This is a genomic window from Salipiger thiooxidans, assembly GCF_900102075.1.
GTDB lineage: Bacteria > Pseudomonadota > Alphaproteobacteria > Rhodobacterales > Rhodobacteraceae > Salipiger > Salipiger thiooxidans.
Genome location: NZ_FNAV01000011.1, coordinates 58,349 through 81,088, shown reverse-complemented (window position 1 = coordinate 81,088; position 22,740 = coordinate 58,349). Strand labels below are relative to the sequence as shown.

Annotated in this window: 26 protein-coding genes and 1 pseudogene; 15 read left to right on the top strand and 12 right to left on the bottom strand. The window is 69.1% G+C overall.

The window, feature by feature from the left end:
• Position 1 precedes the first annotated feature (1 nt).
• Positions 2-475, top strand: a complete 474-nt coding sequence (locus BLQ77_RS17175; protein ID WP_089961425.1) for a MarR family winged helix-turn-helix transcriptional regulator — start codon at positions 2-4, stop codon at positions 473-475.
• The gene (locus BLQ77_RS17170; RefSeq protein WP_089961423.1) at positions 472-1,581 is read left to right on the top strand and encodes an FUSC family protein; all 1,110 of its coding nucleotides are present in this window, start codon (positions 472-474) and stop codon (positions 1,579-1,581) included. Before BLQ77_RS17175 ends, BLQ77_RS17170 begins: the two co-directional genes overlap by 4 nt.
• Before the next feature lie 80 nt (positions 1,582-1,661).
• Here BLQ77_RS17170 and BLQ77_RS17165 read toward each other — a convergent pair whose 3' ends face one another.
• From BLQ77_RS17165 to BLQ77_RS17145, 5 genes are all read right to left on the bottom strand, one after another.
• Positions 1,662-2,159, bottom strand: coding sequence for a superoxide dismutase family protein (locus tag BLQ77_RS17165; RefSeq protein WP_008884018.1), 498 nt, complete (start codon positions 2,157-2,159; stop codon positions 1,662-1,664).
• Positions 2,160-2,385: 226 nt separating this feature from the next.
• The gene (locus BLQ77_RS17160) at positions 2,386-2,928 is read right to left on the bottom strand and encodes a peroxiredoxin (protein WP_008883752.1); all 543 of its coding nucleotides are present in this window, start codon (positions 2,926-2,928) and stop codon (positions 2,386-2,388) included.
• A 229-nt stretch (positions 2,929-3,157) separates the two neighbouring features.
• Positions 3,158-3,745, bottom strand: coding sequence for an FAD:protein FMN transferase (locus tag BLQ77_RS29685; RefSeq protein WP_278184706.1), 588 nt, complete (start codon positions 3,743-3,745; stop codon positions 3,158-3,160).
• The gene (locus BLQ77_RS29680) at positions 3,742-4,488 is read right to left on the bottom strand and encodes an FAD:protein FMN transferase (RefSeq protein WP_278184705.1); all 747 of its coding nucleotides are present in this window, start codon (positions 4,486-4,488) and stop codon (positions 3,742-3,744) included. Before BLQ77_RS29680 ends, BLQ77_RS29685 begins: the two co-directional genes overlap by 4 nt.
• A 75-nt stretch (positions 4,489-4,563) precedes the next feature.
• Positions 4,564-4,851, bottom strand: coding sequence for a 2Fe-2S iron-sulfur cluster-binding protein (locus BLQ77_RS17145; protein ID WP_089961421.1), 288 nt, complete (start codon positions 4,849-4,851; stop codon positions 4,564-4,566).
• A gap of 405 nt (positions 4,852-5,256) precedes the next feature.
• Here BLQ77_RS17145 and rsxA point away from each other — a divergent pair.
• From rsxA to BLQ77_RS17125, 4 genes and pseudogenes are all read left to right on the top strand, one after another.
• Positions 5,257-5,837: pseudogene (gene rsxA, locus BLQ77_RS17140) on the top strand (electron transport complex subunit RsxA).
• A gap of 20 nt (positions 5,838-5,857) precedes the next feature.
• Positions 5,858-7,273, top strand: a complete 1,416-nt coding sequence (locus BLQ77_RS29405; protein ID WP_242661760.1) for an RnfABCDGE type electron transport complex subunit C — start codon at positions 5,858-5,860, stop codon at positions 7,271-7,273.
• A 9-nt stretch (positions 7,274-7,282) separates the two neighbouring features.
• Positions 7,283-7,423 carry a hypothetical protein gene (locus BLQ77_RS29400; protein WP_242661759.1) on the top strand — a complete coding sequence of 47 codons (141 nt, stop codon included), beginning with the start codon at positions 7,283-7,285 and terminating at the stop codon, positions 7,421-7,423.
• Complete coding sequence (locus BLQ77_RS17125; RefSeq protein WP_089961419.1) at positions 7,423-8,163, top strand: electron transport complex subunit E; 741 nt, start codon at positions 7,423-7,425, stop codon at positions 8,161-8,163. The genes BLQ77_RS29400 and BLQ77_RS17125 overlap by 1 nt, the downstream gene beginning before the upstream one ends.
• Before the next feature lie 229 nt (positions 8,164-8,392).
• Here the strand turns inward: BLQ77_RS17125 and aroB are convergent, their stop codons facing one another.
• Together aroB and BLQ77_RS17115 are read right to left on the bottom strand one after the other, a co-directional pair.
• Positions 8,393-9,505 (bottom strand): 3-dehydroquinate synthase, encoded by a 1,113-nt coding sequence (gene aroB / locus BLQ77_RS17120; protein ID WP_089961416.1) that lies wholly within the window; start codon positions 9,503-9,505, stop codon positions 8,393-8,395.
• Complete coding sequence (locus tag BLQ77_RS17115) at positions 9,502-10,080, bottom strand: shikimate kinase (protein WP_089961413.1); 579 nt, start codon at positions 10,078-10,080, stop codon at positions 9,502-9,504. The genes aroB and BLQ77_RS17115 overlap by 4 nt, the downstream gene beginning before the upstream one ends.
• Positions 10,081-10,177: 97 nt before the next feature.
• On the opposite strand from BLQ77_RS17115, the gene BLQ77_RS28835 reads away from it, so the two are divergent.
• From BLQ77_RS28835 to BLQ77_RS17100, 4 genes are all read left to right on the top strand, one after another.
• Complete coding sequence (locus BLQ77_RS28835) at positions 10,178-10,327, top strand: hypothetical protein (protein ID WP_008884661.1); 150 nt, start codon at positions 10,178-10,180, stop codon at positions 10,325-10,327.
• Positions 10,317-11,924 (top strand): hypothetical protein, encoded by a 1,608-nt coding sequence (locus tag BLQ77_RS17110; protein WP_242661758.1) that lies wholly within the window; start codon positions 10,317-10,319, stop codon positions 11,922-11,924. Before BLQ77_RS28835 ends, BLQ77_RS17110 begins: the two co-directional genes overlap by 11 nt.
• A complete protein-coding gene (locus BLQ77_RS17105; protein ID WP_008884377.1) occupies positions 11,921-12,847 on the top strand; it encodes a site-specific tyrosine recombinase XerD in 927 nt (308 codons plus the stop codon). The genes BLQ77_RS17110 and BLQ77_RS17105 overlap by 4 nt, the downstream gene beginning before the upstream one ends.
• A gap of 86 nt (positions 12,848-12,933) precedes the next feature.
• Positions 12,934-14,268 (top strand): HlyC/CorC family transporter, encoded by a 1,335-nt coding sequence (locus tag BLQ77_RS17100; RefSeq protein ID WP_089961409.1) that lies wholly within the window; start codon positions 12,934-12,936, stop codon positions 14,266-14,268.
• Here BLQ77_RS17100 and BLQ77_RS17095 read toward each other — a convergent pair.
• A complete protein-coding gene (locus tag BLQ77_RS17095; RefSeq protein ID WP_008885159.1) occupies positions 14,225-15,397 on the bottom strand; it encodes a histidine kinase dimerization/phosphoacceptor domain -containing protein in 1,173 nt (390 codons plus the stop codon). The two genes, BLQ77_RS17100 and BLQ77_RS17095, sit on opposite strands and share 44 nt — an antisense overlap.
• A gap of 209 nt (positions 15,398-15,606) precedes the next feature.
• Here BLQ77_RS17095 and BLQ77_RS17090 point away from each other — a divergent pair, with 209 nt between their 5' ends.
• On the top strand, positions 15,607-16,215 hold the full coding sequence (locus BLQ77_RS17090) for a nucleotidyltransferase family protein (protein ID WP_040383998.1): 609 nt from the start codon (positions 15,607-15,609) through the stop codon (positions 16,213-16,215).
• 56 nt (positions 16,216-16,271) lie between these two features.
• Here the strand turns inward: BLQ77_RS17090 and BLQ77_RS17085 are convergent, their stop codons facing one another.
• Both BLQ77_RS17085 and BLQ77_RS17080 read right to left on the bottom strand, forming a co-directional pair.
• Positions 16,272-17,543, bottom strand: a complete 1,272-nt coding sequence (locus tag BLQ77_RS17085) for a glycerate kinase type-2 family protein (RefSeq protein WP_089961652.1) — start codon at positions 17,541-17,543, stop codon at positions 16,272-16,274.
• Between the two features lie 60 nt (positions 17,544-17,603).
• Positions 17,604-18,050, bottom strand: coding sequence for a lipocalin/fatty acid-binding family protein (locus tag BLQ77_RS17080; protein ID WP_089961406.1), 447 nt, complete (start codon positions 18,048-18,050; stop codon positions 17,604-17,606).
• Between the two features lie 180 nt (positions 18,051-18,230).
• On the opposite strand from BLQ77_RS17080, the gene BLQ77_RS17075 reads away from it, so the two are divergent.
• Positions 18,231-18,425 carry a hypothetical protein gene (locus tag BLQ77_RS17075; RefSeq protein WP_089961403.1) on the top strand — a complete coding sequence of 65 codons (195 nt, stop codon included), beginning with the start codon at positions 18,231-18,233 and terminating at the stop codon, positions 18,423-18,425.
• A gap of 7 nt (positions 18,426-18,432) precedes the next feature.
• Here BLQ77_RS17075 and BLQ77_RS17070 read toward each other — a convergent pair whose 3' ends face one another.
• Together BLQ77_RS17070 and BLQ77_RS17065 are read right to left on the bottom strand one after the other, a co-directional pair.
• Positions 18,433-19,149 carry an RlmE family RNA methyltransferase gene (locus BLQ77_RS17070; RefSeq protein WP_008884792.1) on the bottom strand — a complete coding sequence of 239 codons (717 nt, stop codon included), beginning with the start codon at positions 19,147-19,149 and terminating at the stop codon, positions 18,433-18,435.
• A 77-nt stretch (positions 19,150-19,226) separates the two neighbouring features.
• Entirely contained in the window at positions 19,227-20,135 is a 909-nt protein-coding gene (locus tag BLQ77_RS17065) for an AAA family ATPase (RefSeq protein WP_089961401.1), read from the bottom strand.
• A gap of 418 nt (positions 20,136-20,553) precedes the next feature.
• On the opposite strand from BLQ77_RS17065, the gene BLQ77_RS29395 reads away from it, so the two are divergent.
• The 3 genes from BLQ77_RS29395 (at position 20,554) to BLQ77_RS17055 (ending at position 22,737) form a co-directional block, all read left to right on the top strand.
• Entirely contained in the window at positions 20,554-21,018 is a 465-nt protein-coding gene (locus BLQ77_RS29395) for a hypothetical protein (protein ID WP_242661757.1), read from the top strand.
• Between the two features lie 23 nt (positions 21,019-21,041).
• Complete coding sequence (locus tag BLQ77_RS29390; protein WP_242661756.1) at positions 21,042-21,407, top strand: hypothetical protein; 366 nt, start codon at positions 21,042-21,044, stop codon at positions 21,405-21,407.
• A 391-nt stretch (positions 21,408-21,798) separates the two neighbouring features.
• Positions 21,799-22,737, top strand: coding sequence for a phosphoadenosine phosphosulfate reductase (locus BLQ77_RS17055; protein WP_089961398.1), 939 nt, complete (start codon positions 21,799-21,801; stop codon positions 22,735-22,737).
• The last annotated feature ends 3 nt before the right edge of the window (positions 22,738-22,740 follow it).

Genomic DNA, 22,740 nt, shown 5'->3' with positions numbered 1-22,740 from the left:
CATGACCCAGGACACCCGCCCTCCCCGATTCCGTTTCGGACTGCGCTTCGCGATGCTCGCCCGTGCCTGGCGCCGGACGCTCGACGCGCATCTCGCGCAGGCTGGCCTCACCGACGCCACATGGGTGCCGCTGGTGCACCTGTCGATCTCGGGCGACGGCATCTCGCAGAAGACGCTGGCGCATCTCGTCGGCGTCGACGGATCAAGCCTCGTCCGGGTCATCGACATTCTCAGCCGCGAGGGGCTCGTCGAACGCCGCCCCGACGCAAACGACGGCCGCGCGCGGCTCATCCACCTCACGGCGCAGGGCAAGCGCCGCGTCGCCAAGATCCAGGCAGAGCTCGAGACCGCCGAGGCCGAGATGCTGTGCGACATCGGAGACGACGAGATCGAGACGATGCTCGACGGGCTAGAGCGCATCGAGGCACGGGTGAAGCGCATGCAGGCCGGCACCGAACGGGAGACCCACGCATGAGCGCGCAACCGCCGTCCTTCCCCCCCCGCAGGCTCGACGCCGCCCGGCACCTGCTCTCCCCCGACCACCTGCTGGGGAGCTTCGCGCTGGGACGTCAGCCGCATCTGCGCAACTCTCTCCTCGCCGGGCTGCAGGCCGGGCTTACGGTGGTGATCGCGCTGCCGCTCTTCTACCTCTCGCCCTACGCGCATCTGGTGGGCTTTGCCGCGCTGGGCGCGCTGGTGGCGCTCTTCGGCCGCTTCGAGCCGCGCGCCGGACGTAGCCGCAAGGTCCTGCTGGCGGCGCTCTGCCAGATCGCGGCGGTCCTCTTCATGTCCGCGGTAAGCTGGTTCGGCGCCGGGGTCATGCTGCAGCTCTTGCTGCTCGCGCTGGCCTGCGGGGTGTTCTTCTTCATCACCGTGACCGGGAGCTTCGGCCCTCCGGGCGCGCTGATCTTCGTCTTCGCCGCGGGCGCCGCGCAGCATCCGGTGACCGGCGGCATCGAGGTGTTCGAGCGTTCGGCCGCGACGGCCGTCGTGGCGCTGCTGGCCTGGACGATCTGCCTCGCGACCGAGAAGCTCCGTCACCTGCCGACGCCCGAGCGCCCGATGCCCGCCGAGCCGCCCCGCCCGCTCGGCCACCGGCTCATCGCCTCGGCCCGCATCGTGGTGGGCGCAGGCATCGCGCTTTTCGCCAGCCACTCCTTCGGCGCCGACCACCCGATCTGGGCCGCCATGGGTGCGCTCGCCGTGCTGCAGGGGCCGCAGCTTCACATCAACATGCACCGCGCACTGCAACGGATGGCGGGCGCGGTGCTGGGCGCGATGCTGGCCTGGCTGATCCTCGTGCAGGACCCGTCGGTCTGGGCGATCATTGCCGCCATCTTCCTGCTGCAGCTGCTGACCGAGCTGGTGATCGGCGCGAACTACGGGCTCGGCCAGATCTTCGTGACGCCGATGGCGCTGCTGATGAGCCACCTCGCCGCGCCCGGATCCGCCGGGGCCGAGATGGCGCCCGAGCGCGTGCTCGACACGCTTCTGGGCGCCAGCGTGGGGATCGTCGTGGCGGTGCTGCTCTCGACCCTCGACGACCGCCACCACGTCGCGACCCATCTCGCCAAGCGCTGACAGCCGGGCGCCGGCCAAAAGAAAAGGACCCCGTGGCAGGACGCTGCCACGGGGCCCTTCTGCTTCCCGGAAGGCCGGTCTTACTCGAAGACGCCGCAGGCGATCCGCCCACCCGCGTCGCCCGAGGGCTGGCTCTCGTAGTCGTCGGCGCCCGAGTGCACGACGAAGGCCGCGCCGTCATCGTCCATCAGGAACTCCTCGACCGAGAAGTCAGGCTTGAAGGCCTCGACCATCAGCACACCATCCTCACCCACGTGGGCGTTGGGCAGGTCGCCCGGATGGGGGCCGTTCTCGGCCATGATGCCGTGCTCGGCATCTCCCGCGATGTGGCCACCGGCCGAGCTGAAGTCGTCGGCCGAGCAATCGCCGGTCTCGTGCATGTGGATGCCGTGGACGCCCTCGGGGATGTCCGTCAGGTCGACCGTGACATGCGCGGTGCCCGAGGCGGTGTCCTCGACGGTGACGGTGCCGATCGAGTTGCCCTCGGCATCGTTGACCGTTGCGGTCGCGGTGGCGGCAAGGGCCGGGCCCGCCATCAGGGCGGCGACGGTGCTGAGAAGGGCGAGACGTTTCATCATGAGGTCCTCCGTGTTCGTGTCACGTGATCGTATCACATGGGCCAACCGCCCGCCCGCGGCGCGAGTTCCTCAAACTTCTCGTGACCACCGCCGGGCCGGGCCCCGGACCTGCCCGCAATGGCCGCTCCTGACAGGCTCCGGGCCGGAAAAGAAAAACGCCCCCGCAGTGACCTGCGAGGGCGTCTGAACTGGTCGGGACCGGCAGGCGCCCGTCCCTGTCGTCCGATCACTCGGCGGCAACGGCCTGCTTGAGGTAGGACAGCAGGGTCTCGGGCGAGGACTCGCCGTAGGGATCGTCCGGGCAGTTGTCCATCAGGCCGGGCTCTTCGAACCATGCCTCGATCACGCCGTTGTTGACGATGGCCGCATAGCGCCAGGAGCGCGGGCCGAAGCCGAGGTTGTCCTTGTTCACCAGCATGCCCATGCGGCGGGTGAATTCGCCCGAGCCATCGGGGATGACCTTGACGTTCTTGATGCCCTGGGCCTTGGCCCACTGGTTCATCACAAAGCTGTCGTTGACCGACAGGCAGTAGATCTCGTCGATGCCGTTGGCCTTGAACTCTTCGAAGTTGTTCTCGAAGCCCGGCAGCTGGTAGGTCGAGCAGGTCGGCGTGAAGGCGCCCGGCAGCGAGAACAGGATCACGCGCTTGCCTGCGAAATAGTCGGCAGTGGTCATGTCCTGCCAGCGGAACGGGTTCGGGCCCTCGATGGATTCGTCGCGCACGCGGGTGCGGAAGGTGACATCGGGCAGCTTGGCGTTGGTTTTCATGGCTTCACTCCTGTCGAAAACACGATCTGTCTCTGTGCATCCGGCGCGGGGCCGGACTCTCCTCCCGAAGCGTGTGCAAGGCGGGTCGACCGTCGAACCCGGGAGGTACGGAACTGGTGAAGCAAGCTCCGTGCCAGCCCGCCCTCCCCGACGGAAAGCCATGCAGCACGAGGCGCTTGTCGGCCGTCATGGCGGAATTGTCGAGTCCCGGACGGGACTTTTCCCGACATCAATCTTCCCCGCAGCGGGCACCTGCCGAGGGCGGCGGCAATTGCACGATTTCCACCGCTTGCGGAAACCCGCCTGCCGCCGGTTCGAGCCGCGCGATCATCGCGGGCGTCGCCAGCATCGTGCCGTCGTCGGCGATCATCAGCACAGAATCGACGCCCATGTCGGCGGCGACCTGCGGCCACTCGCTGCGGCCCGCAACCGAGAGCGCCGTGGCCGCCGCATCGGCGCGGCTGCCGTCGGTATCCAGCACCGAGACCGAGACGATCTCCTGCACCGGCCAGCCGCTGCGCGGGTCGATGATATGGGCAAAGCGCGCCCCCTCATGTTGGAAGAAGCGCTCGTAATTGCCCGAGGTGTAGAGCACCTCGCCCGGAGCCAGGGAGATCGCGCCCACCGCGCCCCAGACGAAGGGATCGCGGATCGCGACGCGCCACGCCCGGTCACCGTGGCTGCCGATGACGTTGACGTCGCCGCCGGCGTTAAGCACCGCGTCGCCAATGCCGCGCGCTTGCAGGAGCGCGCCCGCGAGGTCCAGCGCCGCGCCCTTGGCGTAGCCGCCGAGGTCGAGCTGCACCGCCGGGTTCACCGAGCCGACCGTGCGCCGTCGAAGCGCAGATCGCTCATCCGAGGCGCGCGGGCCGTGAGCGCCGCGACGGCGGCGGCATCGGGCATTTCGCCCTCGGGCGGGCTGTCCTCGTGGAAGCCCCAGAGCGCCACCAGCGCGCCGATGGCGGGATCGAAGCGACCGCCGCTCTGGCAGGAGAGCGCGACGCCCTCACGCAGCAGATCGGCGAGGCGGGCATCGGTGCGGAACGCCCCGCCCTCGGCGATCGCGGCATTGAGCTTGCCAAGGTCTCCCGCCTCCCACGCGTGCCAGTCGCAGTGCAGGGTCTGGAACAGCGCGCCCACCTCGGCGGTCGCCTCGCGGGCGGCACTGTCCCTTACGCAGTGGATCACCAGCTCCACCAGCGTGCCGAAGACATAGAGGGTCTCGTGATGGTCCGGCTTGGGCTGCGCCGCGCGGCCTGTGCCGTAATAGAGCAGCACGATGCCGAGCCCGCCCACGATCACTGTCAGGGTCTGGATGAGCGCGCGGTCGTCATCGCAGCGGGCCTCCCGCATCGTGGGGCCTGATTCCGCCGGAATGATGCAGTCGGGCTCCATGCACACGGACAGGCACTGCGGCATGTCGTGATCCGGCTCGCATTCGGTGCAGGTGGCGGCGTTGATGTAGTACAAGCCCTTGCGCGGGACGACGGCAGCGGTCGGGCAGACCGGCTCGCAATCGCCGCAGGAGGTGCAGAGGTCGGCAACGATGGACATGGCCATGGGGAGGTTCCTTTCTTCGCTTCTGTCATGCGCCCGCAGGCGCGGAGGGGTTCAGTCGTCTTGACGGTCGCGAGCTCAGCCCGGCCGCACCTTCACGGCCCCGTCCAGCACCTGGCACTGGCAGGCGAGCCGGTCGTTGTGGCCGGCGAGGTTTTCCTTCAGCACCCGCGGCTCGAGCGCCGAAGGCTCGGACAGGTTCTCGGCCCCCTCGAGCACGCGGGTCAGGCAGGTGCCGCAATCGCCTTTGCGGCAGCCGTAGGTGATGCCGGCGCCGATCTTCTCGGAGATCTCGATGATCCGGGTGCCGGCGGGCACGTTCACCGTCAGATCGACGTCGGTGAAGGTAAGCTGTGACTTCGCCATGGCGGCCTCCTGATCCTCGCGCCCCCGGAGCGCGGAGGCTTTCCCGGGGATCAGCAAGGACCGTGCCAGGCACGATGTCTCGCGCAGGTAGCCCGATCCGGTGGTGACGGGCCCAGGCGCCAAGACGCGCGAGGCCCCTGTCGGACATTTTGTCGGCACCCCGACAACCGGCCTGCTGGCGCCGACATCCGCCGGCCCGGGACAGAGGCGGCAAGCCAGCGCCACAGCCCCAACGGCCCCGGAAGATCCGCGCGAAAAGCCTCCGCGAGACGCGGACCGCACGCCCCCCCCCGAGACCGCCTGGCACGGTGCTTGCTCCGACAACAGCCAAGGACGCCGACGTCCCGGGGGGCACCAGACGCAGCCCCGGGGCAGGCCCTCTCCCGAAGCCTGACGGAGACCCGCATGCAAGAGGTCTTCATGATCCTGCACGGCACGGCGCTGGTGAACACGTGGTGCTGGTGAAGGTCCTCGGCCTCTGCCCGTTCATGGGCGTGTCGCGCAAAATCGACGCGGCGGTGGGCATGGGGCTTGCCACCACCTTCGTACTGACGCTGGCCTCGCTGGCAAACTGGGTGGTCGGGACCCTGATCCTGATCCCGCTCGACCTCGGCTTCCTGCGCATCCTGAGCTTCATCCTGGTGGTCGCCGCCATCGTGCAGTTCACCGAGGTCGTCATGCGCAAGCTCGCGCCGGGGCTCTACCGGGCGCTCGGCATCTATCTGCCGCTCATCACCACCAACTGCGCGGTGCTGGGGGTGGCGCTGCTGAACATCCAGGAGCGCCACGGCTTCGCGCAGAGCCTGCTATACGGCTTCGGCTCGGCGCTGGGGTTCACCGTGGTCCTCGTGATCTTCGCCGGCATGCGCGAGCGGCTGGCGCAACTGTCGGTGCCCGCGCCCTTTGCCGGACCGCCCATCGCCTTCATCTCGGCCGGCCTGCTGTCCATGGCGTTCATGGGTTTCGCGGGCCTCGTTCCGAACTGATCCAGCGAGACCAGACACAGATGATTGCCGCCGCCGCCTCCATGTCCGCCCTCGGGCTTGGTCTCGGGCTCCTGCTCGGGGCCGCCGCCAAGAAGTTCCACGTCGAGACGCCGCCGGTGATCGACGAGATGAAAATGACCCTGCCCGGCACCAACTGCGGCCAGTGCGGCTATCCCGGCTGCCGGGGCGCCGCCGAGGCCATTGCCGGGGGCACGACGCTCTGCCCGCCGGGGGGCCGCGACGTGGCGCTGCAGCAGTACATCGGCGCCCCGGCCGAACCGCTCGTCTCGCGCGATGACCGCGTGCTCAAGGGCCAGCTCATCGCCCGCTCGCGCGGGCCGATCTCGGCCAACCCGCACGCGCCGACCTCGGGCACGGTGATCGCCGTCGGGCATTTTCCCGCGCCCCACCCCTCGGGGCTGCCTGTGCCCACCATCACCATTCGCGCCGACGGCAAGGACGAATGGGCCCCGCGCCTGCCGCGGCTGCGCCCCGAGGACGCCGATCCCGCGGAGATCGCCGCCCGCGTCGCGGAGGCGGGCATCGTCGGCATAGGCGGTGCCACGTTTCCCACGGCGGTCAAGCTGAACCTGCGCGACCGCTACGCCCTGCACACGCTCATCATCAACGCCGCGGAATGCGAGCCCTACCTCACCTGCGACGACCGCCTCTTGCGCGAGAGCGCCGAGGAGGTTGCGGATGGCGCGGGCATCATGGCCCGCGCGCTTGGCGTCGACCGGATCATCGTCGCCATCGAAAGCAACAAGCCCGAGGCCGCCGCCGCCATGCGCCGTCACAACATCGGCATGGGCTACCCGCTCGAGGTCCGCATGGTGCCGGCGCAATATCCGATGCACGCCGCTCATCGACACCTACATCCGCCCCCGCATATTCGGCCGCAGCCGCTCGGGCAAGCCGCTGTCGCTGGGAGAGACGCCATGAGCGCCGCGCCCCACACCCCGCGCCAGCCGCTCGCCGCGCGGCTGAAAGGCGCCGCCGCCAACCCCGGTGTGCTGCTCGCGGCGTTTTCGCTGGCGACCGCGCTGATCCTCGCCGGGTCGGACGAGCTGACCAGCGGCGCCATCGCGACCCGCGCCACCGAGGACCTCTACGCGTCGCTGTCGCAGGTGGAGCCCGACGGGCTGCACGACAACGACCTCACCACCGACACGCGGGTGATCGCCGATGCCGAGGAAGGCGAGGTGCCGGTCTATCTCGTCACCGCAGGCGGCACCCCCACCGCCGTGGCCTTCGGGCTCACCGGCTACGGCGGCCCGATCCGGGTGCTGATCGGCATTGCCCCCGATGGCATGCTGCTGGGCGTCCGGGTGCTGTCCCATGCCGAGACGCCGGGGCTCGGCGACAAGATCGAGCCTGCCAAGAGCGACTGGATCGAGGGTTTCACCGGACATTCGCTGACCGATCCCTCCCCCTAGGGCTGGAAGGTGCGCAAGGACGGCGGCGTCTTCGACCAGTTCTCGGGCGCCAGCATCACCCCGCGCGCCGTCGTGGGCACCGTGCACCGCGGGCTCGCGTTCTTCGCGCGCAACCGCGACGCGCTGCTGGCAGCACAGGAGGCTGGCTGATGTCCGACACCTACGCCAGGATCGCCCGCGACGGGCTCTGGGACAACAACGTGGTCTTCGGCCAGATGCTGGCGCTCTGCCCGCTGCTGGCGGTGACCGGGACCGCCACCAACGGGCTCGGCATGGGGCTCGCGACCACGGCGGTGCTGGTGGCTTCAGGGCTGGCGGTGTCGCTGCTGCGCGGCGCCATCCTGCCCGAGATCCGCATTCCCGCCTTCGTGCTGGTGATCGCCTGCATCGTAACCGTGGTCGACATGGCGCTCAACGCCTGGAGCCACGACCTGCACCAGGTGCTTGGCCTCTTCATCCCGCTCATCGTCACCAACTGCGCCATCCTGGGACGCGCCGAGGCCTTCGCCTCGCGCAACAGGCCGCTGGCCTCGGCCTTCGACGGGCTGATGATGGGCTTGGGCTTCACCGCGGCACTTGTGGTGCTGGGCGCGGCGCGAGAGATCCTCGACTCGGGCACGCTCTTTGCCAATGCCGCGGTGCTGCTGGGCGAGAGCTTTAGCTTCCTCGAGATCACCGTGATCCCCGACTACCAGGGCTTCCTGCTGCTGATCCTGCCGCCCGGCGGCTTCATCGTGCTGGGCGTCCTTCTGGCGCTGAAGGCGCTGGCCGACCAGCGCGTCCGCACCGAGGACGCGCGGCGGGACGCTCCGCAGGGCCGGGTGTTCACCGCCGTGGGCGTGCAGAGGCCGCCCGCCCCCACGCCAGCCCCCGAAGGAGAGACGTCATGAATGTCGGCATCGCCTACGCCAGGCCCACCGCGCAGATCTGGCGCAGCCTCACCATCGCCGAGGGCGCGCCCGTGCGGCGGGGCTCACCGATGCCAGCGGCTGGTGCCCCTGCGATGCCGGCGGCGCCTCGCGACCGCGCGAAGGCGCGGCGATCATCGGGGATGCGCGCCGCGATGCTCTGCGCACCGTCGAAGGGGCCCTGCGCACGGTCCGCGACGCGGTCTGAGGATCAGCGCCCGGCGAGGCCGTCGCGCAGCACGCCCAGCACCGTCTCGCGCGGAGCGTCGGACGAGACGAAGGCCTCGCCGATGCCGCGGGCAAGGATGAAGCGAATGGCCCCGTCGACCACCTTCTTGTCCTGCCCCATGAGCTCGTAGAGCGCCTCGGCCGAGGGCAGTTCTCCGGGAATGTCGGCCAGATCCGCCTTCATCCCCATCTCGCGCAGGTGCACGCGCAGACGGGACGGATCCTCCTGCGGGCAGAGCCCGAGCCGCGACGACAGCTCGAAGGCCAGCGCGCAGCCGATGGCGACGCCCTCGCCGTGCAGCAGCCGGTCGGAATATCCGGTGGCCGCCTCGAGCGCGTGGCAGAAGGTGTGGCCGAGGTTGAGCAGTGCCCGGTCGCCCTGCTCGGTCTCGTCGCGCACCACGATCCCGGCCTTCATCTCGACCGAGCGGGTGACCGCGTGGGTCAGCGCCGCGGGATCGCGGGATTCCACCGCACCGGCGTTGTCCTCGAGCCACTCGAAGAACGCCGCATCGCCGAGCAGACCGTATTTCACCACCTCGCCGTAGCCCGCGAGGAAATCGCGGTCGGTGAGGCTCTGGAGAACGTCGATGTCGGCCAGCACCAGCGAGGGCTGGTGAAAGGCGCCGATCAGGTTCTTGCCGGCGGGCGAATTGATGCCGGTCTTGCCGCCGACCGAGCTGTCGACCTGCGCCAGCAGCGATGTCGGGATCTGCACGAAGCGCACGCCCCGGCGCAGCACCGCCGCCGCGAAGCCCACGAGGTCGCCGATGACGCCGCCGCCGAGCGCGATCACCACGTCGCGGCGCTCGACCTTCTGGGCCAGAAGCCACTCGACCACGCGCTCGAGCTCGCGCCAGCATTTCGTCGCCTCGCCCGGCGTCAGGGTCAGCGCCGCCGAGCCGATGCCCTCGGCCTCGAGCGCCTGCGTCAGCGTCGCCAGATGCGCCTCGGCGACGGTCTCGTCGCTGACGATCACCAAGCGCGGGCGCTTCAGCAGCGGCGCGATCTCGGCACCGGCACGGGCCAGCAGCCCCTCTCCGATGCGCACGTCATAGGCGCGCTCGCCGAGCGCCACGTGAACCGTCCCGGTCATTCCCCGTCTCCCTCCGTCAATACGTCCGGGCGCGTCTTCAGCGCCTCGATCACCCGCTGCGCCATCGCATCCACCGACTTGCCCTGTTCCGAGGACACGGTGAGGTCGGACAGCGCGTAGATCGGCACCCGCTTGCAGTAGATCTCACGCAGCGTGGCATGGGGATCGGCGGTACGCAGCAGAGGACGCGTGTCCTTGTGCTTCACCCGGTTCCACAGCACCGGCAGCGCCGCATCCAGCCAGACCGCGACGCCGCGCTTGGTGATCATGCGGCGGTTTTCCTCGCGCATGTAGGCACCGCCGCCAGTGGACAGCACCGAGGGCCGGCCATCGAGCAGCCGTGCGATCACCTGACTTTCCCTTTCGCGAAAGAACGGCTCGCCATCGCGCGAGAAGATCTCGGCGATGGTCATGTTCGCGGCCAGTTCGATCTCGGCATCCGAATCGCGAAACGGCACACGCAGGGCGTGCGCCAAGGCCTTGCCGACCGCCGTTTTGCCCGCGCCCATCATGCCCACGAGGACCACGGTCTTTTTCAGCTTGAGTGCCTGCACCCTTGTATCTCGGCCATCCATCGCCAATTCTGACTTTCGAGGCCGTGAATGACGTGAGTTTGCCGAAAAGGCTAGGTATAAGTTCTGAAAAAGACACGAGGCAGGACCAGCAAGCATAATGGGACGTATCATCAAATGGCTGTTCATCCTTCTGATCCTCTGCGGGATCGGACTGGTGGGCTATGCCTATGTCGGACCGTTCTTCGGGGCGGATTTTTCGCCGCCGCAGACGGAGATTCGCCAGCCTGTGGAGCTCGATGCGGACTGAGCCCCTCCTCCTGACGCTGTTCATTGCCGCCGCGGGCCCTCTCGCGGCGCAATCCCCCATGTCGGCCATCGACTGGCTCAACGACGACGGGACGGCGAATGCGCCTGCGGTGATGCAGCCGCAGCAGCCAGGCGCGACGCCGATGTTCGGGCTGCCGCAATCGAACGGCCGCTTGCCGCCGCTCAGGCTCGACGAGCCGCCGGTGGCGAGCTCCGTCACCAGCCCCGAGGTCGAGGTGCAGCAGCTGGGCCAGCCCTCGCCAGAATCGGCGGGGCTCCTACCCATGTCGGTCACCGGCCTGCCGCCCAGCCTCTGGCGCGCCAGCGAGGCGTCGGTGCTGGTGCCGCTTCTCCATGACGTCGATCCGGCGGTGCCGGCGCTGTCGGCGCTGCTCTTCACGCTGCTGCTGGCCGAGGCCGACGCACCCCGCGGCTCGGGCGACGGCGCCCCGCTGCTGGCGGCGCGGCTCGACCGGCTGCTGTCGGAAGGCGCGGTCGATCCCGGCCTCGCGCTGGTGGACCGCGCGGACGGCAGCTCGGATCCCGAGCTCTTTGCCCGCTGGTTCGACCTGTCGCTGCTCTCCGGCGACGACGAGGCCGCCTGCCGCGCGCTGCAGGACAAGCCCGAGCTGTCGAGCGATCTGGCCACGCGGATCTACTGCGACGCCCGCGTCGGCGACTGGGACCACGCCGCCACGGTGCTGGGCACCGCCCGCGCGCTGGGGCAGCTCAACGACCGCGATTCCGAGCTGCTGACCAGGTTCCTCGAGCCCTCGCTCGCCGATGGCGCCGATCCGGTGCCGCCGCCGGCGCAACCCACGCCGCTGCAGTTCCGCCTGTTCGAGGCGGTGGGCGAGACGCTTCCCACCCAGCCGCTGCCGCGCGAATTCGCCGCCGCCGATCTTTCGGGGCGCAGCGGCTGGCGGGCGCAGCTCCTGGCCGCCGAACGGCTGGCGCAGCGCGGCGCGCTGTCACCCAACCGCCTGCTCGGGCTCTATTCCGACCGCGATGCCGCGGCCTCGGGCGGGGTCTGGGACCGGGTCGACGCGATCCAGGACCTCGAGACGGCGCTGGAAAGCGACCGCCCCGACCTGGTGGAGCCCGCGCTGGTGCGCGCCTGGTCGCAGATGCGCAGCGCGGGGCTTCTGGTGCCGCTGGCCGAACTCTTCGGCGAAGAGCTGGGCCAGCTGAAGCTCGAGGGTCGCGCCGCGACACTCGCCACGCGCGCGGCCCTGCTCTCTGCCGGCTATGAGGCTGCCGCGGCGCGGGTCACCACCAGCACCGGGCGCCTTGCGACCGCTGCCGCCGTGGCGCGGGGCACCGCCCCCGATCCGCTGCCCGAGGCCGCGCTCGATGCTGCCGTCGCCCGCGCGTGGCAGGATCCTACCCCGCCCGCCGAGCTTGCGCGCATGTTGCAGCAGGGCCGGCTGGGCGAGGCCATCCTGCGCGCGATGCAGCTTTTCGGCTCGGGCGCCGACGGCAACCACGAGGATCTGACCGAGGCGCTCGCCACCCTGCGCAGTGTCGGGCTCGAGGACACGGCGCGCCGGGCGGCGCTCCAGTTGCTGATCCTCGAGGATGAAGGCGCGTTACGATGAACGCCGCACATTGGATCGGCGGGTTTCTCGAGGCGCAGGCCGCCGAACGCGGCGCCGCCGACAACACCACCGCCGCCTATGCCCGCGATCTCGCGGACTTCACCCGCTGGCTCACGGCCCGGGGCGCCGGGCTCGACACCGCGCAGCGCGCCGATGTCGAGGATTACCTCGTGACCTGCGAGGCCGAGGGGCTGGCGATCTCGACCCGCGCCCGGCGGCTGTCGTCGATCAAGCAGCTCTACCGCTTTGCCTTCGAGGAAGGCCTGCGCAGCGACAACCCGGCGGTGCAGATCTCGGGCCCCGGCAAGCCCAAGCGCCTGCCCAAGACGCTCTCGATCGAAGAGGTCGACCGACTGATCGAGGCCGCCGCCTCGCAGGGCCGGACCGAGGACGACCGTCTGCGCAACGCCTGCCTGATGCAGCTTCTCTATGCCACCGGCATGCGGGTGACCGAGCTGGTGACCCTGCCGGTCTCGGCGGCGCGCGGCGACCCGCGCATGCTGCTGATCCGCGGCAAGGGCGGCAAGGAGCGGATGGTGCCGCTCTCGCCCCCTGCCCGCGTGGCGCTTGCGACCTGGCTCAGCCGACGCGACGAGCAGGAAGCGGTGGCCCATGCCGCGGGCAAGCCGGCTTCGGTGCATCTCTTCCCATCGCGGGGAAAGGCCGGGCACCTGACCCGCCACGCCTTCTACCTGCTGATCAAGGAGATCGCCGTCAGCGCCGGCGTCTCGCCCGGGAAAGTGACCCCGCACACCCTGCGCCACGCCTTCGCCACGCACCTGCTGCAGAACGGCGCCGACCTGCGGGCGATCCAGACCTTCCTCGGCCACGCCGATGTCGCCACGACCGAGATCTACACCCACGTGCTCGAGGAACGGCTCAAGGAACTGGTGCTGGATCACCACCCTCTGGCCCGCGGCTGACCGGGCGGCGACACAAGCACCGCCCTCTTGAACACGGCCATCCGCGCCCCCATAACCCCTAAGAACCACAGGAAAACACGAGCCCCATGGACGCCTCCACCGTCGCCGCCTCTTCGACCGACACGACTCTCTGGATCACCGCAGGGGCCATCCTGGTCCTGATCCTGCTGTCGGCCTTCTTCTCCGGATCGGAGACGGCCCTGACCGCCGCCTCGCGCGGCAAGCTCAGGGCGGCGCAGGACAGGGGCTCGAAGGGCGCCGAACTGGCGCTCTCGATCACCGAGGACAACGAGCGGCTGATCGGCTCGGTGCTGCTCGGCAACAACCTCGTCAACATCCTCGCCACCTCGCTCGCGACGGCGCTCTTCACCTCGCTCTTCGGCGACAGCGGCGTGGCGCTGGCCACGCTCATCATGACGCTGCTCGTGCTGATCTTCGCCGAGGTGCTGCCCAAGACCTACGCGATCACCAACCCCGAGCTTGCCGCCAGCCGCGTGGCGCCGCTGATCCGGGTGGTGATCCTCGTCTTCTCGCCGGTGGTCGCCGCGATCCGCGCCTTCGTGCGCATCGTGCTGCGCGTCTTCGGGGTGAAGACCGACCCCGACAGCCAGATCCTTGCGGTGCGCGAGGAAATCGCCGGCGCGCTGCAGCTCGGCCACTCGGAGGGTGTCGTCGAGAAGGAAGACCGCGACCGTATCCTCGGTGCGCTCGACTTGGCCGAGCGCACCGTCGAGGAGGTCATGCTGCACCGCTCGAACATCGAGATGATCGACGCCGAGAGCGACCCGCGCACGATCCTCAAGCAATGTCTCGAGAGCAACTACACCCGCCTGCCGATCTACAAGGGCGACCCCGAGAACATCATCGGCGTGGCTCATGCCAAGGACCTGATGCGCGCGATGTACGAGACCATCGACCAAGCCGGTGACCGGGCTGCCGAGGCGCTCGAGGTATTCCGCATCACCGACGTGATGATGAAGCCCTACTTCGTGCCCGACACCACCACGCTCGCCGACCAGATGCGCAACTTCCTCCGCAAGCACACGCACTTCGCGCTGGTGGTGGACGAATACGGATCGCTTGAGGGGCTGCTGACGCTCGAGGACATCCTCGAGGAAATCGTGGGCGAGATCACCGACGAGCACGACCCCGACGCCGAACATCAGGTGAAGGCGGGCGAGGACGGCTGGTTCTGGCTAGACGGCGCGATGACGATCCGTGACCTCAACCGGGCGACCGACTGGTCGCTGCCCGACGACGAAGCCAACACCATCGCCGGTCTGGTACTTCACGAGGCGCAGATGATTCCGACCCCGGGCCAGCGCTTCAGCTTCCACGGCTTCCGTTTCGAGGTCATGGAACGCGAGAACAACCGGATCACTCGGCTGCGCGTGCGGCCGCTGGATCACGTAGAGGCCTGACCGGCTCTTCCTCGGCGCGCGACGGGTCGATGGGCACCTCTGCCCGCAGCACGAAGCCACCCGTCTCGCGGCCCTGGATCAGCGTGCCGCCGACCTGCGCCGCCGCCGCCTCCATCAGCCGCGCCCCGAGCGCCGTCGAGGACAGCGCATCGCTCTCGTCGGCGCAGGTGCGCTCGGCGCCATTGTCGGCACAGACCAGCGCCATGCGATTTTCCCCGATGCGGGTCAGCACAAAGCGGATGGTCATGGTCTGGCCCGGGCCGGGCCTGGCGTATTTCGCGGAATTGGCGGCGAACTCGTTGGCGACGATGCCGAGCGAGGACGCGACGCGGCTGTCCACTTCGATGGGGTCGGCCTCGACCTCGACCCGCGTGCCGGCAGGGGCATGGCGCTGCAGCAGCAGTGCCACCCGCTCGAGGTAATTGTCGAGCCGGACGTGGTGCATCTTCGAGGTCATGTTGAGCTCGGCGTGCAGTGATGCGATGGCATCGACCCGGCGGCCGATGGCGTCTAGTGCCTCGCGCGCCTCGGCGCTCTGGGTGCGGGCCTTGTAGAGCCGCACCGTCGAGGCCACCGTCTGCAGCGAGTTCTTGACCCGGTGGTCGATCTCCTCGCGCAGCACTTCCTTGTTCTTCAGGGTGCGCTCGAGGTCGAGCTGGCGCATCACCTGCCCCGCCATCACCGTCAGCAGCTTGCGCTGGGCCGCGGTCAGCTTGCGCGGGCGGCGGTCGAGCACGCAGAGCGAGCCGATGCGGTGCCCGGTGCGGGTCACCAGCGGCGCGCCCGCATAGAAGCGCATGTCGGCGAGCAGCCCGCAGCACAGCGGGTTGTCGGCGCTGCGCAGGTCGAGCAGAGTGTCCTCGATCTCGAGAATATCGTCCTCGAGAATGGCGTGCGAGCAGATCGACTGCCCGAGCGGGGTCTCGGCGGGCTCGAAGCCATGCCGCGCGCGGAACCATTGCCGGTTCTCGTCCACGAGGCTGATCAGCGCCACGGGCATGTCGAGCATCTCGGCCAGCAGGTCCACGACCTCGTCGAACGCGGGGTCAGGCGCGCTGTCGAGCACGTCGAAACTGCGCAGCTCGGCGAGCCGGTCCCGTTCGTTCTCAGACTTTTGCGCTAGCACCATCGCATGACATCCCACTTCGTGTTCCAGAAGTGGCACTGTAAGCCGCACCAGAGCGCGGTCAACTGTCGGAAACCGGTCGGCCGCAATTGTGATCACACGAAATTGTTTCAGCCGGAGCGACCTCGCGGTAAACGTGCGTCATGTAACCTTCACTTTCGATTAACGAAAAAATTCCGCCGATGGCGCAAACATCGTCTATAAGCCGATCCATGGGAGGAATCGCTGTTCTGATTCCCGCTGCCGGCGCCAGCCGCCGGATGCGCGGGACCGACAAGCTTCTGATGGATATCGGAGGCATGTGCTTGCTGCGTCGCCAGGCCGAGGCGGCACTTGCCGCCGCGGATCACGTCGCCATCACCATTCCCGGCCACCAGCACCCGCGCGCCAAGGCGCTGGCGGGGCTGCCGGTCCAGATCGTCGAGGTGCCGGATTCGGATCTCGGCATGTCGTCGTCGATCCGCCGCGGCGTGGGCTTCCTGCCGCGCGATCTCGATGGGGTCATGATCCTGCCCGCCGACATGCCCGAGATTACCACCGCCGACATCACCGAGGTCATCCGGGCCTTCCGCAACGTACCCCGCCCGACCATCCAGCAGGCGGTCACGGCGGACGGAACCCCCGGCCACCCGGTGCTGTTCCCGGCCGATTGCTTCCCGGCGCTGCAGGCGCTGAGCGGCGACATGGGCGCGAAGGCGGTGCTGAAGGCCAACATCCACCGCGTCCGGCAGGTGCCGCTCGCGGGGCAGAGGGCGCTGGTCGATCTCGACACCCCCGAGGCCTGGGCCGAATGGCAGGCCGCCCAGCAGGCGGCTGAGTAGCGCTGACAGCAGAGTGAAGACCGGGTCGCGCCCGGCCTCCTTCCGGTTCGGGCCCCTCAGGCTCTGGTGACCAGGATCGCGCGGAAATCGTTGACGTTGGTGCCGGTGGGACCGGGCACGAAAAGCGTGCCCGCCCGCTCGAAGGCGCCCCAGGCGTCGTTGCGCGAGAGCATCGTCATCGCGTCCTCGCCCCCTGCCCGCAGCACTGCCGCCACCGTGCCGTCGGCGAAGGCGCCGGCGTTGTCCTCGGTGCCGTCGATGCCGTCGGTGTCCGCCGAGAGCGCGTGGATGCCCTCAATCCCGTCGATGGCATGGGCAAAGGCCAGCAGGAACTCAGTGTTGCGCCCGCCGCGGCCGCCGTCCCCGCGCAGGGTCACCGTGGTCTCCCCGCCCGAGAGCAGCACCACCGGCGCCGCGAAGGGCCGCCCGCGTGCCGCGATCTCGCGGGCGATTGCGGCATGCACCAGCCCCACGTCGCGGGCCTCTCCCTCGACGCTGTCGGACAGGATCGCCGCCGGGATGCCCGCCGCTTCCGCCTTCTGCGCCGCCGCCTCGAGCGACAGCCGGGCCGAGGCGACCACGTGCACCTCGTTGCGGACAAAGACCGGATCGTCGGGCATCGGGGCGGCCGAGGCCTCGCTGCGGATGTGGTCGAGCACCTTGTCCGGCAGCTTGATGCCCCAGGCGTCGATCAGCCCGAGCGCCGCAGCCGCGTCCACATGGTCGGGCACGGTCGGCCCCGAGGCCACCTGCGCCGGGTCGTCGCCGGGCACGTCCGAGACGATGAGGCTCACCACCCTGGCAGGCGCGCAGGCTGCGGCCAGCCGCCCGCCCTTGATCCGGCTCGCGTGCTTGCGGATCGCGTTCATCACCCCGATCGGCGCGCCGGAGCCCAGCAGCGCGCGGTTCAGCGCCTGCTCGTCCTCGAGCGTCAGCCCCTCGGGCGGGGCCGGCAGCAACGCCGAGCCGCCGCCGCAGACCAGCGCCACCACGAGATCGTCCTCGGTCAGCCCCGAGACCGCCTCGAAGAGCGCCGCCGAGGCCTCGAGCCCCGCCGCGTCGGGCACCGGGTGCGATGCTTCCATCACGCGGCAATGCGTGCAGGGCGCGGCGTAGCCGTAGCGGGTGACCACAACGCCCTCGACCGGTTCGCCCCAGAGCGTCTCGAAGGCGGCGGCGAGCTGCGCCGCCCCCTTGCCGAGGCCTATGACCACCGTGCGCCCCTTCGGCTTCTCGGGCAGCGCCTTGCGCAGTGCCTGCTCGGGGTCCGCCGCGGCCACCGCCGCCTCGAACAGCCCGGTGAGGAATGCCTGTTGATCCTGCATCATCTGCTCTCCCATGTTCTGTCTGCCGCGCGCGCGCCCCGTGGCGCCGCGGCCCTGTCGCGCTCAGCTGCCGTCGAGTCGCCGAAGGTCGTAGCCGTACCACTCGAGGATCTCACGTGCCGCGGTCAGCCGCTCTCCCGGGCGGCCGGTGCGGTCCATGATCCAGACTCGCGCGCCGCCCGGATCGCCCACCGCGGCGGTGCGGTTGTCGGCGTCGAGCCAGTGGATCCACAGCGTCTGCCCGCCAACCGCATAGCGCCCGGGTCCGGTCTCGGCCAGCGGCATGTTCACACCGTCGAGCGACATCGCCCCGTCCGAGAACCGCAGCCGCGCGCCGGGGGTCAGCCCCGCGCCCTGCACCACCACCCAGTCGCCGCCGAGCCGCCCCTGCGTGACATCGGCCTGGCTTGCCACCGGGGCGGCCGGATTGCGCAGAGGAATCGGGGCCTGCGGCAGCTCGGGCGCTGCAGCACAGCCGCAGAGCACGAGCGCGAGCGCCAGCCGCCTCATGCGCGCCCCGTGCTGATGTCGTTGAAGAATTTCGCGCTCATGCCGCCTCACCCGTGGTTGCGGTCAGACTGCGCCAGCGCCTCTCCGGGTGCAAGGCCCCGTGCCGGGCACCGTTGCGCGGATCGCAAGCTTAACGGGCGGGTAAGGCATTTGCGGCAGCATGTCCGGTCAGGAGGAGCCATGATCACCCTGCAGCCCCAGTCGCCACTGCCTGTTTCGCCCCATCCCGGCGCCCCCGGCCGTTTCGGCCGCCGCAAGAGCAGCGCTCGCACCGAGGACACACCATCCGGTTTCGTCGAGATGAGGGTCGTCTCACCGCATTTCGCGCGGGTCTTCCAGCAGCAGGCGGCAGAGTCACTCCGCCCGCGCCCCTGAGGCCGTCTCAGCCGCGGAAGCCCGTCGCCACCACGAACTTCTCGGAGGAATCCGCCCGGCTCGACGGCGGCTTCACGTTGTACACCTTGTCGAAGCGCTGCTTGAGCAGGCTCTGAAGCCCCTGCTCTGCACCGCCCGCCAGCACCTTGGCAACGAAGGTCCCGCCCTCTTCCAGCACGTCGAAGGCCAGCTCCGCCGCCGCCTCGCAGAGCGAGATGATGCGCAGGTGGTCGGTCTGCTTGTGCCCCGAGGAGGACGCCGCCATGTCCGACATCACCACGTCGGCGCGGCCGCCCAGCCATTCCTTGACCTTGTCGTCAGCGCCCATTTCGAGAAAATCGAGCTGGTAGATATCGGCGCCGGGCACGGGCAGAACCTCCTGCAGGTCAACGCCCAGCACGAAGCCCTGCGGCTTGTTCTTCTTCTCGCCCAGCGAATTGACCCGCGGCACCGCCACCTGGCACCAGCCCCCCGGCGCGCAGCCAAGGTCGACCACGCGGGCACCGGGCTTCAGGAACCCGAAGCGCTCGTCGAGTTCGAGGATCTTGAACGCCGCGCGGCCGCGGAAGCCCTCGTCCTTCGCGCGCTTCACATAGGGGTCGTTCAGCTGACGTTGCAGCCAGCGCGTCGAGGACAGCGTGCGTCCGCGCGCCGTCTTCACCTTCACCTTCAGGTCGCGTTGCCCGCGCCCCGACGTGTTCTTTCCCGTGGGCTTCTTCGCCATGGCCTCGTGCCGTCCTGCTGCCGTCGTGCTTCAGATCACGGGTACATGCCCCCGACGCGGCGATAGTGCAAGTTTTCTCAGCCCGCGTCCAAGGTCTCGCGCGCCTCCCTGAGCAGCCGGGCGGCCTCCGAATTCTGAATCTTGGCGATGTCGTCCTGGTATTTCAGGATGGCGCCCAGGGTGTCCGAGATCAGCTCGGGCGACAGGTCCACCACGTCGAGCGCCAGCAGGCACTTGGCCCAGTCGATGGTCTCGGCGACACCGGGCTTCTTGAAGATGTCCTCGGTGCGCAGCGCCTGCACGAAGGCCACGATCTCGCGGCTCAGCCGGTCCGCAATGCCGGGCTCGCGGCTGTGCAGGATCTCGACCTCGCGCTGGAAATCCGGGTAGTCGACCCAGTGATAGAGACAGCGCCGCTTCAGCGCGTCATGCACCTCGCGCGTGCGGTTCGAGGTCAGCACCACGATCGGCGGCTCGGGCGCCTTGATGGTGCCGAGCTCGGGGATGGTGACCTGGAAATCCGACAGCGCCTCCAGCAGGAATGCCTCGAACGGCTCGTCGGTGCGGTCGAGCTCGTCGATCAGCAGCACGGGCGCGCCGTTCTCGTCCGGCCGCATCGCCTGAAGCAGCGGGCGCTCGACCAGGTAGTCAGGCCCGAAGAGCTCTTTTTGCAGCGCCGTGCGGTCGGCCCCGCCCTGTGCCTCGGCGGTGCGTATGGCGATCATCTGGGCCGGAAAGTTCCACTCGTAGACCGCGGAGGCCGCGTCGAGCCCCTCGTAGCATTGCAGCCGGATCAGCCGTCTGCCAAGCGACGCCGCCAGCGCCTTGGCGATCTCTGTCTTGCCGACGCCGGCCTCGCCCTCGAGGAACAGCGGCCGGCCAAGGCGCAACGACAGGAAGACCACGGTGGCCAGCGCCCGCCCGCAGACATAGCCCGTATCGGACAACATGGACTGCACCGCATCGATGGTCTGGGGGTTCTGCATGTGACGGCCTCCTCCTGCCCTAGGGCTTGCCCGGCTCCGCAGCTCCGGTCAATACCCACTTGGTCGCAATACCTTGGCGCATCCTTCCTGCAACGCTCCCCATCCTACGGGGGGTCCCCCGCAGATCGACGGCTCTAAACCGAGATGCGATGGTTTTGGCGCAAGGCAAGGCCACGGAGGACCACCCTCCGCAAGCGGCGGCAGACCGGGCAGGCCCATGGGTCACCAGAACAGCAACGGGACCGCAGAGGTGCCGCGATGCGCGTAACAGCGGAGACATGCGTCAGAAACGAGGGCGCGTTCCTGCTGGAATGGATGGCCTACAACCGCTTCCTCGGCGTCACCGGCGTCCTGATCTGCTCCAACGATTGCAGCGGCCGCACCGATGTGCTGCCGGACGTGCTTGCGCCCTTGAGGCGTGGCGCAACTTCCCAACCCCGCGTCGGGCCGCAACGACCAGATGGAGGCGCTGAGAGATGCACAGAAACAAGAGCTTGTGACCCGCGCCAACTGGATCTGGGAGGCGGACGTGGACGAGTTCCTCAACATCCACGCGGGCGATGGCGCGCTCGCGGCGCTGGTCGACGCCTGCGGCGCCCCTCAGGCCATTTTGCTGAGCGACCAGGTCTTCGCCAATGACGGCGTGCAGAGCTTCGAGGACCGCCCCGTCATCGGGCAGTTCATCCACTCGCACAACCCGGACCTCTGGTGCGCCGGGCCAGGGATCGAGGGCAAGACGCTGGTGCGAAATGATTTTTCTCGACACCCCTACGGCGCTCAGCGGCAGTTCTTCCGCGAAGGGCTGGCGCGCAGGGCACTGCCGCGCGCACGCGCCAGATCCACAGGCGTCCCGCTGCCGGTGCCTGGCGTCACGCCACGCTGAACCACAACGCGTTGCGCTTGCTCGTGAGCTATCTCGTCAAAAGTGACCGGGCCGACGTGAACCGCGCGGGCCGCGTCTTCGACGCCCACCACCGCCGCGCGCGCTATGACCCTGCCTGGAAAGACCTCACGATCCGGCGCTACGTGCCTGCGCTGAGGCAGAACCTCGCGGAAATGAAGGCGGGACAGCTCGGGGCGCTGCGTGCCGATGTCGCGGCGAAACATGACAGAAAAATTAAGGGAATCAACAAGATGGAAGAGTCTATTCTCCTTGGACAACATCTCCTGATGCTGCCCTCCCTGCCGCCCAGAGAGCGTGAGCTGAAGGACGAGCCAGGGCTCGCACCGTGTGCTATCGGAGGATCTGTCTCGGCCTGTCGACGACCGTAGACCCCACTGACTCGCCCATGACCTCGCCTGCGGCATCCCCCATGTCGTGGCGCTGTCGAATGACTGCGACGACGGCACTGATGCGCCGCTCGACCGGGTCGAGCAGTTGGGCCACGTCAGCCGCCGGCGCAACCGCCGTCGCCACAGGCCGAGCGGATGCTGTGCGGGCGCGCGCGGGGCGACGCATCGTGACCGGGTAGCCGGGCGTTAACCAAGTGCGCCCAAATTGCGCCACATCGGCACCCAATCATTCCCCCCTTTCTGCACAATTCCGCCCCATGCACCGGGCATTGTTTCGATCAACCACAGAGCATCCGCAGAACGCGACGGCGCGAGAATGGCAAACGCAAGACGGCAGAAATGTCAGGAACGGCAGAACGGCGGGCAACACATGCAGGGGCAGCTTGATCTTTCATCGGTCGATCTCACCGGGGTTCGCCGGGGTCAGTGGATTGCCGCGATCTCAAAGATCGGCGAGTCCGAGGGCTTTGCGGAACCGCTCGGCAAACGTCATCACGCGGTGTTCGTGGAGCGCGGCGACACGCTTCTGGTGAGCTTCGAGACCCTGCCGGGCATCGAGGCGCTTTCCGACAACGCGACCCCGCTCGGCTGGAACATGGCGACGGCCAAAGGCTGGTCCTCGCTGGTGCTGGTCTCGTCGCGCGACACGTGGTTCCGCGACGAGCTGATCTACGGCTTCTTCGACCAGCTTCAGGACGACGGTTTCTTCGACGATTTCGAGACCGTGGTGTTCTACGGCGCTGGTCCCTGCGGCTATGCTGCCGCCGCCTATTCCGTCGCGGCGCCGGGCGCGCGGGTGGTGATGCTGCAGCCACAGGCGACGCTGGACCCGCGAGTGACCGAATGGGACGGGCGCTTCCCAGAGGTGCGGCGGCTCGATTTCACCTCGCGCTATGGCTACGCGCCCGACATGCTGGACGCCGCGCACCGCGGCTGGGTGCTCTACGATCCGCGCGAACGGCTCGATGCGATGCATTCGGCGCTCTTCGTGCGCCGCAACGTGAGTCGCTTCCGCCTGCCCTTCATGGGCGACGCGTTGCAGGGTGACCTGCTCGACCTCGACCTGATCGCGCCGATTCTGAGCGCCGCCGCCTCGGACCAGCTCGACGGACTGAGCTTTGCCCGGATGATGCGTCGGCGCCGCGATCACGCGCCCTACCTGCGCAAGCTGCTCGCCCGGCTCGAGACCACGGGCCGGCTGCGGCTGGCGCAGGCGCTGTGCGAGAATGTCACCGCGCGGCTCGACGCGCCGCGCTTCCGCCGCAGGCTCGAGGCGATCCGCACCAGCCGCAGCCGGGCCAGCGCCTGAGGC